The organism is Streptomyces viridosporus T7A (assembly GCF_008704515.1).
Classification (GTDB): domain Bacteria; phylum Actinomycetota; class Actinomycetes; order Streptomycetales; family Streptomycetaceae; genus Streptomyces; species Streptomyces viridosporus.
This window is the reverse complement of the sequence record NZ_CP023700.1, coordinates 4,082,323-4,096,790: the sequence shown is the minus strand read 5'-3', so window position 1 is coordinate 4,096,790 and position 14,468 is coordinate 4,082,323. Positions and strand designations below refer to the sequence as shown.

The window sequence follows — 14,468 nt, the reverse complement described above, 5'->3', positions numbered from 1 at the left end:
TAACGGGACGGGGCGCCGGCCGCAGGAGCGCGCGGTGGGCTCAGGCGCCGGTGGAGGGCTGGGCGGGCTGGTCTGTTCCGGGTCGGTCGTCGTGCTGTACGCGACGGAAGAGCAGGTCGTTCACGACATGACCCTTGTCCAGTCCCTGACCCTCGAAACGGGTCAGCGGCCGGAACGCGGGACGCGGCGCGAAACCGCCGTCGGCCCGGGTGTTCGCGAAGGCGGGGTGGGCCGTCAGCACCTCGAGCATCTGCTCGGCGTACGGCTCCCAGTCGGTGGCGCAGTGCAGCACCGCGCCCGGCTTGAGGCGGGTCGCCGCCAGGGAGAGGAACGCGGGCTGGATCAGCCGCCGCTTGTGGTGCCGCTTCTTGGGCCACGGGTCGGGGAAGTAGACGCGCAGTCCGTCGAGGGAGTCGGGGGCGAGCATCTCGCGCAGGAGGATGATCGCGTCGCCGTTGCCGACGCGGACGTTGGTCAGGCCCTGCTGGTCGGCCAGGTTCAGGAGGTTGCCCTGGCCGGGGGTGTGGACGTCGACGGCGAGGATGTTGGTGGCCGGGTCGGCTGCGGCCATCTGCGCGGTGGCCTCGCCCATGCCGAAGCCGATCTCCAGGACGACCGGGTTGCCGTTGCCGAAGAACTCCGCGAGGTCGAGCCGGTGCCGGCCGTCGATGTCGAAGCCCCACCGGGGCCACAGCCGCTGCAGCGCGTCCGCCTGTCCGGCGGTCACCCGGCTGCGGCGCGGCTGGAAGCTCCGGATGCGCCGCTCGAAGTGCGACCCGGCGGGATCGGCCTTCGGACCGTCCGGGAACCGCGGCTCCCCCTTGGCCCGGGTACGGCGGATCGACGCACCGGGCGCGTGCGCGGGGTGCGGGGCTTCGGGGGTGTTCACGAAGTCAGACACAGTGCTGTCGATTTTACGGGGGCGCGGCGGACGGCCGCCGCGCCCGTCACCGCCCCGGTTCCGCCGGCTCGCGCGGAGCGCCGCGCGCCGGTCGTGGCCCTCGCGTGCCGGGGCCGGTACCGCGTCGGGGCCGACCCGGACGCCGCCGGTGCCGTGCGTGAGGGGGACGGCCCCGTCGTGCCCGTGCCGCCGTCACACCCGTGGGGCGGCCCCCCGGGGCGCCGTGCCGGGGCGGGGTCAGCCGGCCGGGGCCATCAGCAGCGGACGGGCGCGCTCGCGCAGCTCGACCACACGGGGTTCGTCGCCGTAGGGCTCCAGACGGTGCAGGAGGTCCTTGACGTACTCGGTGGTGCGGGCCGACGAGATGCGGCCCGCCACCTCCACCGCGCGGACGCCCTGCTCGCAGGCCGCGTCCAGGTTGCCCGACTCCAGTTCGGCGACCGCCGAGACGACCAGCCGCAGGCCGTGCGAGCGCACGAACTCCTCCGTCGGCTTCGACAGCGCCTGCTCGGTGAAGCGGCGGACCTGGCGGGGCGCCTTGAGGTCGCGGTAGCACTCCGCGGCGTCGGCGGCGAACCGGTCGTAGCCGTAGAAGCCGAGCCAGGTCGGGTCGCTGTCGCCGGGGCGGGAACGCTCCAGCCAGCCCTCCGCCGCCTTCAGGGCGGTGCCGGCGGCCTGGGCGTCCCCGGCGCGTGCGTGCGCGCGTGCCTCGACGAGGCGGAAGAAGCTCATGGTGCGCGCGGTGGCCAGGCCCCGGTTGCGCTCCAGTGCGGCCTGGGCGAGGTCGACGCCCTCGTCGCCGAAGCCGCGGTAGGTCGCCTGGAGGGACATGGACGCCAGGACGTAGCCCCCCAGCGGCACGTCCGCCGCGGCGCGGGCCAGGCGCAGCGCCTGGATGTAGTAGCGCTGGGCGGCCTCCTGCTGGCCGGTGTCGAAGGCCATCCAGCCCGCGAGGCGGGTGAGTTCGGCGGCGGCGCCGAAGAGCGAGCGGCCGACGTCGTCGGAGTAGGAGCCGAGCAGCAGCGGGGCCGCCTCGACCCTCAGGCATTCGGGGACCATCGACGAACGCCAGTCGCCGCCGCCGTACTTGGAGTCCCAGCGGCGGGCGTCCTCGGCGGCCTCCCGCAGTTTCCGCACATCGCTGTGGCCGACTTTGATCGGTGCGCCGGGACCCTCGGACGGGTTCACCTCGCGCGCCACCGAGCTGTCGGCCGGGGTTATCAGCCATCGTGAGGCGGGCGTGGCGTATGCGCTGACCGCGAAGGAGCCGGCCAGGGACTGCCAGATGCCGCCGGCCCCCGCTCTGCGGCCGGCGAGGTCCAGCCGGTACAGCTCCGTCGCGGACTTCACCGCCTGCCCGACGTCCCGGGGGAAGGCGAGGCCCACCTCGGGCGCGGGGTCCGCGTCCGCCAGGCCGATCTCGTGCAGCGGCACCGGGCGGCCCAGCTTCTGGCCGATGGCGGCGGCGATCAGGTGCGGGGCGGCGCCCTGCGGCACCATGCCCTTCGACACCCAGCGCGCCACCGACGTCTTGTCGTAGCGAAGCGTCAGTCCCCGTTGCGCGCCGAGGTCGTTGACGCGTCGTGCGAGGCCCGCGTTGGAGATTCCCGCGAGGGCGAGAACGGCGCCGAGCTTTTCGTTCGGCCCGCGTTGCTCCCTGGACATGCGCCACCCCTCGACACAGACGGCTGCCGTTCTGGCATAACCACGCGGCATTCGTAAACCCAGCGTAGTTCGCCGCATCCCAAGCGTTAAGGGGCATTCTTCCGGATGGCGGGATTGTGGTCCGTACGGAAGTGCGGCCCCGATACGCGCAGTTGCGGCGTGCTCCCGGTGTGTGGCCGTGCGCCCGTACGTGCGCTCTTCTCCGGCCACCGCGGGAGCGATTCCATGGTCCGTGCGTGGGTCGGCCCGCTGTACTGGATCCAGCGGGCTGGGGGACACCGCCGCCTTCATCCCCGCGGGCGGCGGAACGGTCCGGGAGGCGTGCGGCGCCTCCCGGACCGCGCGACCGTCCAGCGGTGCGCAGAGCATGTACGGAGCGTGTTCGGGACGTGGGCCGCCGCTCCGATTTGGCCGAAAATCGATCCCCGCTGTTCCCGGGATATCCCGTGTCTACCACGGCAGTTGAGGGCGCGTTGGTGGTTCTGGGGGCGCGTTGAGGGGGCGCATTCGCGTCGTAGCGGTGGGGACGGCTGTACGGCGACACTCGGTGATCTTCCCGCGACGGGCGGGGCGTTCGCCCCGGGGTGGTGTATCCGCCGGGGCGCATGGGACGGAGCACACACGGCTCCGGCACGCCTCCCGAGCGCCTCCTTCATGGCAGCATGGGGAACCGGTTCATGCGGTGCACTGGTTGTCCACAGCCTGCGGAGGCGTCGATGCGGTGGTTGGTGGGATGGAGCAGCACCGCCGCGGGAGCCGTGGGGTTCGGCTCCGCCGGCGCCACCGGGGACGACGGCGAGACCCTGCAGCCCGTGGGCTCCCAGCTGTTGTGGGGCGGCCCCGACCCGCTGTGGGCGGTCGGCGACTGGCGTCCCGACGAGGTGCGCGTGGTCACGTCCGACGCCCAGACCCGGATCGCCGTCCTCGGCACCTGCGGCGCCTCCGACGAGCAACTGCGCGTCGCGCTGTTCGCCGCGCGCGGGGGAGCCCTGCGGCACCTCACCGCCTGGCCGGGCAGCTACACCGCCGTCGTGCAGGTGGGCCGCCGGGTCACCGTCTGCGGTGATCTCGCGGGCGCCCGGCCGGTGTTCCACACCCCCTGGGCGGGCGGCACGGCGTACGCGACCGCCGCGCTGCCGCTCGCCGACCTCGTCGAGGCCAACCTCGACTTCGGGCACCTCGCCGCGCTGCTCGCCGTGCCGGACGTACCGGCCGCGCTGCACGACTCGACCCCGTACGACGGCGTGAAGCGCGTTCCGCCGGGACACGCGCTGATCCTGCGCGCGGGGGCGCGCGAGGTCGCCGGGTACGAGCCCGTCGCCTCGCTCGCGGTCGCGGCACCCCCCGCGGACCCCGACCGGGCGGTGGAGGCGGTGGGGGACGCACTGGTCGAGGCCGTGCGGACGCGGCTGGCCGCGCCCCGGCACGTGCCGGGCGCGGGCATCGACCCCGGGCCCGTCCCGGGGATGGGACCCGCCGAGCGGCGCGCGGCGCGCGGGACGCCGGTACCGGGGATCGGGGCCGACCTGTCCGGGGGGCCGGCGTCCGGGACGCTGGCGCTGCTGGCGGCGGGGCTGCCCGGGATGCCGGGGACCGTGCTGGGGCACGGCACCGGGGCCGGGGAGCGGCTGCTGGCCGTCACCTTCAACGACCTCGCGGCGGCGGGCGGCGCGGACGGCGGGCGCGACGACGACGAGCTGGAGCGGGCCGGGGCGCTGGCCGCGAACCCCCGGCTGCACCACGTGGTGGTCGCGGGCGGGGAGGAGACCCTCCCCTACGCCGACCTGGACGGCCCGCTGACCGACGAGCCGGGACCCTCGCTGGTGTCGGCCGCACGGCACCGGGCGCGGCTGGCGGCGGGCAGCGCGGACCACTTCACGGGGTACGGGGCGCGGCAGGTGCTGGACGCGCATCCGGCGCGGCTCGCCGACCTGCTGATGGACCGCAAGCGGCGGCACCTCGTGCGGCCGGTCGCCGCGCTGGCCAAGGCGGACGGGTCCGTGATGGTTCCCGCCCGCGTGTACGCGGCGGCCCGCCGGCTGGCGCGCACGCCCTACCGGACGGGACTGGAGGGCCTCGCGGAGCAGCTGCTGCGCCGCCGGCTGGACGAGGACGGCCCCGGAGGCGCGGGGGACGCCTCGCTGGCCGCGCTGACCTGGGGGAGACCCGGGCCCGCGGCGCGCTGGCTGACCGGTGAGGCGCTGGCTGAAGTATCGGTTCGCCTGCAGGCGTCGACGCGGCGGTCCGACGTGGGACCGGGGCAGCGGCCCGGTGACTTCCGGGCGCGGGCGGCGCTGGCCCGGTACGCGGCGGATCTGCGGGTGCTGGAGCAGGCCGCCGAGATCCGTTCCCAGCGGTTGCACGCCCCGTTCCTGGACAACCAGGTCGTGCGGGCGTGCCGGGCGCTGCCGGAGGCCCTGCGGGTGCGGCCGGGGGCGCGGGCGTCGATCCTGCGGTCGGTGCTGGAGGGGGCGGGCGTGCGGGAGCTGCCGGCCGGGTGGGGGGCGCCGACCCGGGCCACCGCGGCGGCCGTGGCGCGGACGGGGCTGCGGGCGGCGACGGACGGGCTGATGACGTTGTTCGACACGCCGCTGCTGGCGGAGGCGGGACTGGTCGAGGCGCGGGTGGTGCGGAAGGCGCTGCGGAAGGCGGCGGAGGGGGAGGCGCTCCCGCTGGACGGGCTGGCGGAGCTGGTCGCGCTGGAGCTGTGGCTGCGGCGGTTGCTGGCGCGCCGGGGGACGTGCTGGACGGGGACGCCGGCGCGGCAGCGGGCGGTGCCGGCGGGCATCGCGCCGCAGCGGGGAGCGCTGGGAGCGGGGGCCGGAGGACGGCGGGCGTAGGGCGGGCGCCTGCGGGTGCCCGCGGGTGCCCGCGGGTGCCTGCCGCGCACGGACGGAGCCGGGCGCGGGTGCCTGCGGCGCACGGGCGGATCCGGGGTGCGGGGCGCCCGCGGCGGGCTGTGCGGATCGGGGTGCGTGCCTCCGCGGCGCGTTCTCAGGTGCGGGTGCGGCCGGGGGCGCGTGCGACGCCCGCGACGCGGCTTTCGGTCCGGGGGTGCGCGGGGCGTCCGCGGTGGTGATGGAGCCCGCCCCGGGCCGGAGCTGCCGGGGGGCCTTTCGCCGTCCCCGGCCCGCCGCCGTACGCGACGGCGGGCACCCCGCCCGCGGTGTGCCGGACGGGGTGCCCCGGTGGCTGGTTCTGTTCGGGTTCTGTTCGGCTCCTATTCGGGCCGTGAGCGCAGGCCCTCCAGCAGGATGTCCAGCAGACGGGCCGAGGCCGCTGCCTGCTGGGCCGCGTCCGGCAGGGAGGGGGCGGCCGTGGCGATCACCAGGAGGACGTCCGACACCGACACGTCGGGGCGGAGCTCGCCCGCGGCACGGGCCCGTTCCACCAGCCGGCCCACCACGTCGAGGAGCCGGGCCGTGCCGGCGTCCCCGGGGTCGGCGGCCGCCGGCTCCTCGGACACCAGCCGCAGTTCACCCGCGGCCGGCTGGGTCCGCTGCTGCGGCACGTGCGCGTGCTCCTCCGCCACGCCCACCCGCAGCACCTGCGGCGGCAGCAGCCGCCCGGCGCCGGAGGCGACCGACGTGCGCAGGAAGCGGGACAGCGCCGACCACGGCTCGTCCTCCTGGCCGAGCGCCGCACGCGCCTGGTCGGTCAGCCGGGAGGTCTCCTCCTCGGCGATCCGCCGCACCAGGACGTCCTTGCTCGGGAAGCGCCGGTAGACCGTGCCCACGCCGACCCGCGCCCGGCGCGCCACGTCCTCCATCGGCGCGCCGTAACCCAGCTCGCCGAAGACCTCGCGCGCGGCACGCAGCACGTGCTCCAGGTTGCGCTGGGCGTCCACGCGCAGCGGTGTCGTGCGCGCGCCGTCCGCGCGCCCGTTGCCCGTGGGCGCGCTCATCGTGGCGCCGGTCGCCACAGCGGACGCGGAAGACCAATGAGAGTCCTGAACATGCATGTGTGTTCCCCCGGTAATGACGTCTCCCCCCGGAGACTTCTCCCCGCCATTGATGGCTGGGGCGTGCGGGACGGACCCGGCTGCCGGACCCGCCCGCGGCGGATCCGATGAGCACATCCCCCTGCACCCCGTCGACACACGAACATAGTTGAGAGGAAGTCAATTCAGAAGGGGCAGGTTCCGCACGGAGCGCCCCCCGATCGGAGCACGAAGGGCATACGTCCCGTATGTGACCATGAACGGGGCCTGGCCCACCCTTTCTGACCTGCGTGAATTCGACTCACATCGGTAAATCGGCCAACTCCGCGCGTTCGGGTCCTTCGGTCACACAAAATGTCGAGGCTGTGGACAAACGCAAGCGGCGGGTGCGTCATGGGAGGGTGAAGGAACGTGCGCGCATTCTCGTTGTCGGTGGCGGCTACGTCGGGATGTACACGGCCCTGCGTCTGCAGCGGAAGCTGAAACGGGAACTCGGACGGGGCGAGGCCGAGATCACGGTCGTCACCCCGGATCCGTACATGACGTACCAGCCCTTCCTCCCGGAGGCGGCCGCCGGTGCCATCTCCCCCCGGCACGTCGTCGTACCGCTGCGTCGTGTCCTCGACCGGTGCCACGTCGTCATCGGCGAGGCCACCGCCGTCGACCACGCCGGACGCACGGCGACCGTCACCACGCTCGCCACCGAGGAGGAGGGCACCGGAGGGCGGCGGTTCGCGTACGACGAGCTGGTCCTCGCACCCGGTTCCGTGTCGCGCACGCTGCCGATCCCCGGCCTCGCCGACCACGGCATCGGCTTCAAGACCGTCGAGGAGGCCATCGGACTGCGCAACCACGTCCTCGAGCAGATGGACATCGCCTCCTCCACCCGCGACCCGGCCCTGCGGGACGCCGCCCTCACCTTCGTCTTCGTCGGTGGCGGCTACGCCGGTGTCGAGGCGCTCGGCGAACTGGAGGACATGGCCCGGTACGCCACGCGGTACTACCACAACCTCCGGCCCGAGGACATGAAGTGGATCCTCGTCGAGGCCTCGGACCGCATCCTGCCCGAGGTCGGCGAGGAGATGGGCCGCTACACGGTCACCGAGCTGCGCCGCCGCAACATCGACGTACGCCTCGGGACCCGTCTGGAGTCCTGCGCGGACCGGCTCGCCGTGCTCAGCGACGGCTCCCGCTTCCCCACCCGCACGGTCGTGTGGACGGCCGGGGTCAAACCGCACCCCCTCCTCGCCGCCACCGACCTGCCCCGGGACGAGCGCGGGCGGCTGAAGTGCACCGCGGAGCTGGCCGTCGAGGGCGCCCCGCACGCGTGGGCGGCCGGGGACGCCGCCGCCGTCCCCGACGTCACCGCCGGGGAACCCGGCCGGGAGTGCGCCCCCAACGCCCAGCACGCCCTGCGCCAGGCCAGGCTGCTCGGCGACAACATCGCGCACTCCCTGCGCGGCGAACCCCTGGAGACGTACGCCCACAAGTACGCCGGGTCCGTCGCCTCCCTGGGCCTGCACAAGGGCGTCGCCCAGGTCTACGGGCGCAGGCTCAAGGGCTACCCCGCGTGGTTCATGCACCGCACCTACCACCTCAGCCGGGTCCCCACCTTCAACCGCAAGGCGCGCGTGGCCGCCGAGTGGGCCCTCGCCGGGCTCTTCAAACGGGAGATCGTCTCCCTGGGCTCGCTCGAACACCCGCGGGCCGAGTTCGAACTGGCGGCCGGTGGAAAGCCTTCTCAGGACCCCCCGCACGACCCGAAGGGGTCGTCCTGACCGGACCCAGGAACTCCGCCCGCCGGCCCGGCGTCTGACGGATGTCGGCCCGGGCGGCACCCTGCCAGACTGGTCCACCACCGCGGGCGGGCCGCAGCCCACCCCGGTGCGGCCCCGGGGCCCCGGCCGGTCCCGGTTCCCGGCCGCCGACAACTACACGAGGCAAGGATTCGTGAACTTCACGCGCTGGAGCGCCCGGCTCCCCGGAACGCAGCGCCGCGCCGCAGCGCGGACCGAGCACACGGTCCCCCCGGACCGGCGGGGAGAGGGCTCCGTGCCCGCGGCCCGCGCCGAACGGCTCACCGACGGCGAGCGGTCCGTACCGGCCGTCGACGAGCTGAGGGCGCGCGAGGTCCTGGATCACGTCCCCTCCCTCGTCGCCCTGGTCCACGGCCCCGACCACCGCGTCGCCTACGTCAACGGCGCCTACCGGGCGGCCTTCGGCGACCGCCCGGTCGACGCCCCCGCGCGCGGAGCCCTCCCGGAACTCGACGCACTCGGCCTGCTGCCCCTCCTCGACCAGGTCCTGCGCAGCGGCAAGCCCCGCACGGTCAAGTCCCGCAAGGCCCCCGACGGCCGCTCCTACACCTTCACCTGCACCCCGGTCACCGAAGGGGAGGGCGGCGGGCGCGGCGGGCGCGGTGTCCTGGTCTTCGCCACCGACGTCACCGACCACGCCGAGGCCGCCGCACGCCTGCGCGCCAGCGAGCGCCGCCAGCGCGAGACGGCCGTCACCCTCCAGCGCTCCCTCCTCCCCCAGAAGCTCGAGCAACCCGACGACCTGCGCATCGCCGCCACCTACCACCCCGGCGGCACCGAGGCCGCCGTCGGCGGCGACTGGTACGACGTGATCACCCTCGGCGGCGGCCGCACCGCCCTCGTCATCGGTGACGTCATGGGCAGGGGCGTGCGGGCCGCCGCGGTCATGGGGCAGCTCCGCACGGCCGTCCGCGCGTACGCCCGGCTCGACCTCCCCCCGCACGAGGTCCTCCAGCTCCTCGACGGACTGGCCACGGAGATCGACGCCAACCAGATCGCCACGTGCGCGTACGCCGTCCACGACCCCAACGAGGGACGCCTGGTGTACGCCTCCGCCGGCCACCTGCCCATCCTGGTCCGCGACGAGGACGGCACCGTCCGGCGCGCCGACGAACCGACCGGCCCCCCGCTCGGCACCGGCGGCTGGATCCACGCCTCCGGCTCGATCCCCCTCGGCCCCGGCTCCACCGCCGTCCTCTACACGGACGGCCTGGTGGAGCGCCGCAACGAGGACCTGGACGAGGGCATCGCCGCCCTGGAGCGCGCCCTGGCCGGAGCCACCGGCACCCCCCAGGTCGTCTGCGACCGCCTGGTCCGTTCGGCCGGGGTGACCCCGGACCACGACGACGACGTCGCCGTGCTGGTCCTCCAGCACCCCGCCCGCACGGGCCCGGAGAGCGAGCTGTTCCGCAACGCCGCCCTGGAACTCCTCGGGGGCGTCGAAGCGGCCCCCCGCGCGCGTGCCTTCGCCTCCGGCGTGCTGACCAGCTGGCGCTTCCCTCCCGACCTGCACGACCTGGGCGTCCTGGCGGCGAGCGAGCTGGTCGCCAACTCCCTCCAGCACGGCACGCCGCCCATGCGGCTGCGCCTGCGCCGCACCGACCGGCGCCTGATCGTCGAGGTCACCGACGGGGACGACCACCTGCCGAGGCGCCGCCGCGCGGAGCCCGGTGACGAGTCCGGCCGGGGCATCGCCATCGTCGCGACGATCGCCTCCAACTGGGGCAGCAGGCGCACCCCGGGCGGCGGCAAGGCGGTCTGGTGCGAGTTCGCCCTGCCGAAACCCGCCGGCGCGTGAGACGGACCGCGGGGACGGGTCGGGAACAGGGACGGGAGCGGGAGTGGAAGCGGGGAGCCGGCGCGTACGTCAGGCGTGCGCCGGTGCCTGCCCCGCCGCGGTGCCCCCCTGGGTCACCACACGGCTCCGCGCCGCCGGATGGTTCTGCGCCTCGGTGAGCCGCCGTCCCAGCCGCACCGCCAGCACGGTGATCCCCAGCGAGAACAGCAGGAAGGTCGCCACGTACGGCCCGTGCAGCGAGGCGCCCATCGGCCCGCCCACCGCCGGACCGACGGCCAGCGCGAGCTGCTTCACCAGGGCGAACGCCGCGTTGTACTGCCCGGCCATACCGGCCGGCGCGAGATCGGCGACCAGCGGCGCGAGCGTCGGCGACAGCAGCGACTCCCCGAGCCCGAACAGCGCGTACGTGGAGATGAAGGCGGCGGTCGCCATCGCCTGGCTGCCGTTCCCGAGCCCCGCGTACGCGGCCGCGGCCCACGCGACGGCCCAGATCAGCCCCACGGAGGCGATCACGCGCGAGCGCTTGCGCCGCTCGACGAACCGCAGCACCGCGAACTGCGCGACCACGATCACCAGGGTGTTCGCCGCCAGCGCCGTCCCCAGCGTGGACGTCGAGATCCCGGCGGCCTCGACCCCGTACGCGCTCAGCCCCGACTCGAACTGCCCGTAGCAGGCGAAGAAGAGCACGAAGCCCAGCACACAGAGCTGCACCATGGCCCGGTTGCCCAGCAGTTCCTTCCAGCTGCCCTTGGCCGACTGCGCCGGAGCGCCCCCGATGCGCGGCGCACGCGGCATCCGCACCGTCGCCATCACCACGACGAGCAGCAGGAACATCACCGCCTCGAGCGCGAACAGCAGAGTGAAGGAGCCGGCCTTCGTGGTGTCCACGAGGTGCCCGCCGATCAGACCGCCGACGCCGAGTCCGAGGTTCTGCAGGAAGAACTGCGTGGCGAACGCCCGTGACCGGGTCTCCGCGGTGGAGCAGTCGACGATCATCGTCGCGAGCGCCGGCTGCATCACGGCCTGTCCGGCGCCGAGCGCCGCCGCCGACAGCAGCACGGTCGCGGCACTGCCGGACAGTCCCAGGCTCATCGCGCCGACCGCGGCCGTGACCAGGGCGGCGAGCAGTACGGGCAGCGGGCCGCGCCGGACGATCGCCCGCCCGGCGAACGGCAGCACGATCAGCGCGGCCACAGCGAAGACGGCGAGCACGAGACCCGCCGTCATGGCCCCCAGCCCTCGCACCTGCGCCACATAGACGTACAGGTACGGGACCGTGAAGCCGAGCCCGAAAGCGCTGAGTGCGTTGCCCACGTGGATCCGACGCATCGCAGCGCCCATCGCCCTGGTCACATTCACCTCTCTCACTGGTTAGGAGTGAAGACTTAGAAGCTAAAGTTCGACGCTAAAGAGTACACAGCGAAGGACTTCAAAGCAAAGACAAGGCATGCCATACTGCGGCCATGGGCGACACCACCGGCCTCGGCGAGCCGACACTCGAAGAGCAGATCGCCGCGTACCAGCGCGAGTTCCAGGACCTCGACCCCCAGGTCGAGAAGATCGTCAACGCGCTGTCCCGTCTGAACCGTCGGATGAACGTCGCCTACGGTCGCCAGACGGCCGAGCTCGGCATCACCAACGCCGACTGGGAGGTCCTCAAGGCCCTCGTCCTCTCCGGTGCCCCCTACCGCATGGGTCCCGGTGACCTCGCCAAGCGCCTCGGGCTGACCCCGGCCGCCATGACCCACCGGATCGACCGCATGGTCGCCGAGGACCTGGTCACCCGGGAGCGGGACGAGACCAACCGCGTTCGGGTGATCGTGGAGCTGACCCCGGCCGGCCGCGAGAAGTGGCTCGAGGTCATGCGCATGGCCACCGTCTTCGAGGAGGACCTCCTCCAGGACCTCTCCCCCGAGGAGCGGGTGACCCTGGGCGAGGTCCTCACCCGTCTCCTGCGCAGGGTGGAGCACGCCCAGCCCGACGCCGGCGGACGCCTCTCCGACCTGGACTGACAGCAGGCCCTCCGTCCGGCCGAAAAGATCTTGACAGGGGCGCTTGACACCCCCCTGCCCGATCCGTAGAGTTCTTCGAGTTGCCGCGGAGCCGTAACGGTTCTGCGACGGCATCTCCGCCGCGACAGCGGCACTCAAACCACCAGCACGACCTCCCTGACGGGTTGTTTTCGGCATGCCGAAATTCAATTCGCACGGGACACGGCGGCTTGAACGGAACCGAGTGGCTCCGATTTGAGAAGCGCCGAGCGAGTCCGCTAAGGTTTGAAACGTCGGAACGGCCCAACGGCCGGGAAGACACCCCCTCCTGACGGGGAGTCAGGCCCGAAAGGGTCTGCTAGAGTCGGAAACGCCGGAAAGGGAAACGCGGAAGCGGGACCCCGGAAAGCACCGAGGAAATCGGATCGGAAAGATCTGATAGAGTCGGAAACGCAAGACCGAAGGGAAGCGCCCGGAGGAAAGCCCGGAGGGGTGAGTACGAAGGAAGCGTCCGTTCCTTGAGAACTCAACAGCGTGCCAAAAGTCAACGCCAGATATGTTGATACCCCGTCCATCGGGTACACCGATGGTCGAGGTTCCTTTGAAGAAACACAGCGAGGACGCTGTGTGCGAGGGGACTATTCCTCCCCTCGCACCGCTCTCGTGGTGTTGCACCGGATCACCGGTAAACATTCACGGAGAGTTTGATCCTGGCTCAGGACGAACGCTGGCGGCGTGCTTAACACATGCAAGTCGAACGATGAACCACCTTCGGGTGGGGATTAGTGGCGAACGGGTGAGTAACACGTGGGCAATCTGCCCTGCACTTCGGGACAAGCCCTGGAAACGGGGTCTAATACCGGATACGACACCGGGAGGCATCTCCTCGGTGTGGAAAGCTCCGGCGGTGCAGGATGGGCCCGCGGCCTATCAGCTGGTTGGTGAGGTAACGGCTCACCAAGGCGACGACGGGTAGCCGGCCTGAGAGGGCGACCGGCCACACTGGGACTGAGACACGGCCCAGACTCCTACGGGAGGCAGCAGTGGGGAATATTGCACAATGGGCGCAAGCCTGATGCAGCGACGCCGCGTGAGGGATGACGGCCTTCGGGTTGTAAACCTCTTTCAGCAGGGAAGAAGCGCGAGTGACGGTACCTGCAGAAGAAGCGCCGGCTAACTACGTGCCAGCAGCCGCGGTAATACGTAGGGCGCGAGCGTTGTCCGGAATTATTGGGCGTAAAGAGCTCGTAGGCGGCCTGTCGCGTCGGTTGTGAAAGCCCGGGGCTCAACCCCGGGTCTGCAGTCGATACGGGCAGGCTAGAGTTCGGTAGGGGAGATCGGAATTCCTGGTGTAGCGGTGAAATGCGCAGATATCAGGAGGAACACCGGTGGCGAAGGCGGATCTCTGGGCCGACACTGACGCTGAGGAGCGAAAGCGTGGGGAGCGAACAGGATTAGATACCCTGGTAGTCCACGCCGTAAACGGTGGGCACTAGGTGTGGGCGACATTCCACGTCGTCCGTGCCGCAGCTAACGCATTAAGTGCCCCGCCTGGGGAGTACGGCCGCAAGGCTAAAACTCAAAGGAATTGACGGGGGCCCGCACAAGCGGCGGAGCATGTGGCTTAATTCGACGCAACGCGAAGAACCTTACCAAGGCTTGACATACACCGGAAACACCCAGAGATGGGTGCCCCCTTGTGGTCGGTGTACAGGTGGTGCATGGCTGTCGTCAGCTCGTGTCGTGAGATGTTGGGTTAAGTCCCGCAACGAGCGCAACCCTTGTCCCGTGTTGCCAGCAGGCCCCTTCGGGGGTGCTGGGGACTCACGGGAGACCGCCGGGGTCAACTCGGAGGAAGGTGGGGACGACGTCAAGTCATCATGCCCCTTATGTCTTGGGCTGCACACGTGCTACAATGGCCGGTACAATGAGCTGCGATACCGCGAGGTGGAGCGAATCTCAAAAAGCCGGTCTCAGTTCGGATTGGGGTCTGCAACTCGACCCCATGAAGTCGGAGTCGCTAGTAATCGCAGATCAGCACTGCTGCGGTGAATACGTTCCCGGGCCTTGTACACACCGCCCGTCACGTCACGAAAGTCGGTAACACCCGAAGCCGGTGGCCCAACCCCCCTGGGGAGGGAGCCGTCGAAGGTGGGACTGGCGATTGGGACGAAGTCGTAACAAGGTAGCCGTACCGGAAGGTGCGGCTGGATCACCTCCTTTCTAAGGAGCACTTCTAGGCCGCTCCGGCGGTCCAGGGGCCAGCATGCGGGCGCACGTCCCGCACTGGTTGCTCATGGGTGGAACGTTGACTACTCGGCATCATCAGCCGCCTCGGGCTGCCAGTACTGCTCTT

8 protein-coding genes and 1 rRNA gene are annotated in these 14,468 nt (G+C 72.2%); 5 read left to right on the top strand and 4 right to left on the bottom strand.

Translation table 11 applies throughout. The annotated features are described in order from the left end of the window. Positions 1-40 precede the first annotated feature (40 nt). Together trmB and CP969_RS18945 are read right to left on the bottom strand one after the other, a co-directional pair. On the bottom strand, positions 41-901 hold the full coding sequence (gene trmB / locus CP969_RS18950) for a tRNA (guanosine(46)-N7)-methyltransferase TrmB (protein WP_171817490.1): 861 nt from the start codon (positions 899-901) through the stop codon (positions 41-43). 237 nt (positions 902-1,138) lie between these two features. Further along, positions 1,139-2,566 carry a hypothetical protein gene (locus tag CP969_RS18945; protein WP_004986307.1) on the bottom strand — a complete coding sequence of 476 codons (1,428 nt, stop codon included), beginning with the start codon at positions 2,564-2,566 and terminating at the stop codon, positions 1,139-1,141. Between the two features lie 716 nt (positions 2,567-3,282). Here CP969_RS18945 and CP969_RS18940 point away from each other — a divergent pair. Further along, positions 3,283-5,406 carry an asparagine synthase-related protein gene (locus CP969_RS18940; RefSeq protein WP_150474946.1) on the top strand — a complete coding sequence of 708 codons (2,124 nt, stop codon included), beginning with the start codon at positions 3,283-3,285 and terminating at the stop codon, positions 5,404-5,406. 380 nt (positions 5,407-5,786) lie between these two features. Here the strand turns inward: CP969_RS18940 and CP969_RS18935 are convergent, their stop codons facing one another. Further along, positions 5,787-6,527: a TetR/AcrR family transcriptional regulator gene (locus CP969_RS18935; RefSeq protein WP_004986310.1), complete on the bottom strand. Its 741-nt coding sequence runs from the start codon at positions 6,525-6,527 to the stop codon at positions 5,787-5,789. A gap of 380 nt (positions 6,528-6,907) precedes the next feature. Here CP969_RS18935 and CP969_RS18930 point away from each other — a divergent pair, with 380 nt between their 5' ends. Continuing rightward, on the top strand, positions 6,908-8,284 hold the full coding sequence (locus tag CP969_RS18930) for an NAD(P)/FAD-dependent oxidoreductase (protein ID WP_016825587.1): 1,377 nt from the start codon (positions 6,908-6,910) through the stop codon (positions 8,282-8,284). 172 nt (positions 8,285-8,456) lie between these two features. After that, on the top strand, positions 8,457-10,121 hold the full coding sequence (locus CP969_RS18925) for an ATP-binding SpoIIE family protein phosphatase (RefSeq protein WP_016825588.1): 1,665 nt from the start codon (positions 8,457-8,459) through the stop codon (positions 10,119-10,121). A gap of 69 nt (positions 10,122-10,190) precedes the next feature. Here the strand turns inward: CP969_RS18925 and CP969_RS18920 are convergent, their stop codons facing one another. Further along, positions 10,191-11,462 (bottom strand): MFS transporter, encoded by a 1,272-nt coding sequence (locus CP969_RS18920; protein ID WP_026085061.1) that lies wholly within the window; start codon positions 11,460-11,462, stop codon positions 10,191-10,193. A 122-nt stretch (positions 11,463-11,584) separates the two neighbouring features. Here CP969_RS18920 and CP969_RS18915 point away from each other — a divergent pair, with 122 nt between their 5' ends. Next, a complete protein-coding gene (locus CP969_RS18915) occupies positions 11,585-12,133 on the top strand; it encodes a MarR family winged helix-turn-helix transcriptional regulator (RefSeq protein ID WP_004986314.1) in 549 nt (182 codons plus the stop codon). Positions 12,134-12,804: 671 nt separating this feature from the next. Then, positions 12,805-14,335 (top strand): 16S ribosomal RNA (locus CP969_RS18905). The last annotated feature ends 133 nt before the right edge of the window (positions 14,336-14,468 follow it).

Excerpts from the sequence above, each read along its gene's own strand:
- CP969_RS18935 (WP_004986310.1), bottom strand. The coding sequence starts at position 6,527 with ATGCATGTTCAGGACTCTCATTGGTCTTCCGCGTCCGCTGTGGCGACC.
- CP969_RS18940 (WP_150474946.1), top strand. The coding sequence starts at position 3,283 with ATGCGGTGGTTGGTGGGATGGAGCAGCACCGCCGCGGGAGCCGTGGGG.
- CP969_RS18945 (WP_004986307.1), bottom strand. The coding sequence starts at position 2,566 with ATGTCCAGGGAGCAACGCGGGCCGAACGAAAAGCTCGGCGCCGTTCTC.
- CP969_RS18920 (WP_026085061.1), bottom strand. The coding sequence starts at position 11,462 with ATGGGCGCTGCGATGCGTCGGATCCACGTGGGCAACGCACTCAGCGCT.
- CP969_RS18915 (WP_004986314.1), top strand. The coding sequence starts at position 11,585 with ATGGGCGACACCACCGGCCTCGGCGAGCCGACACTCGAAGAGCAGATC.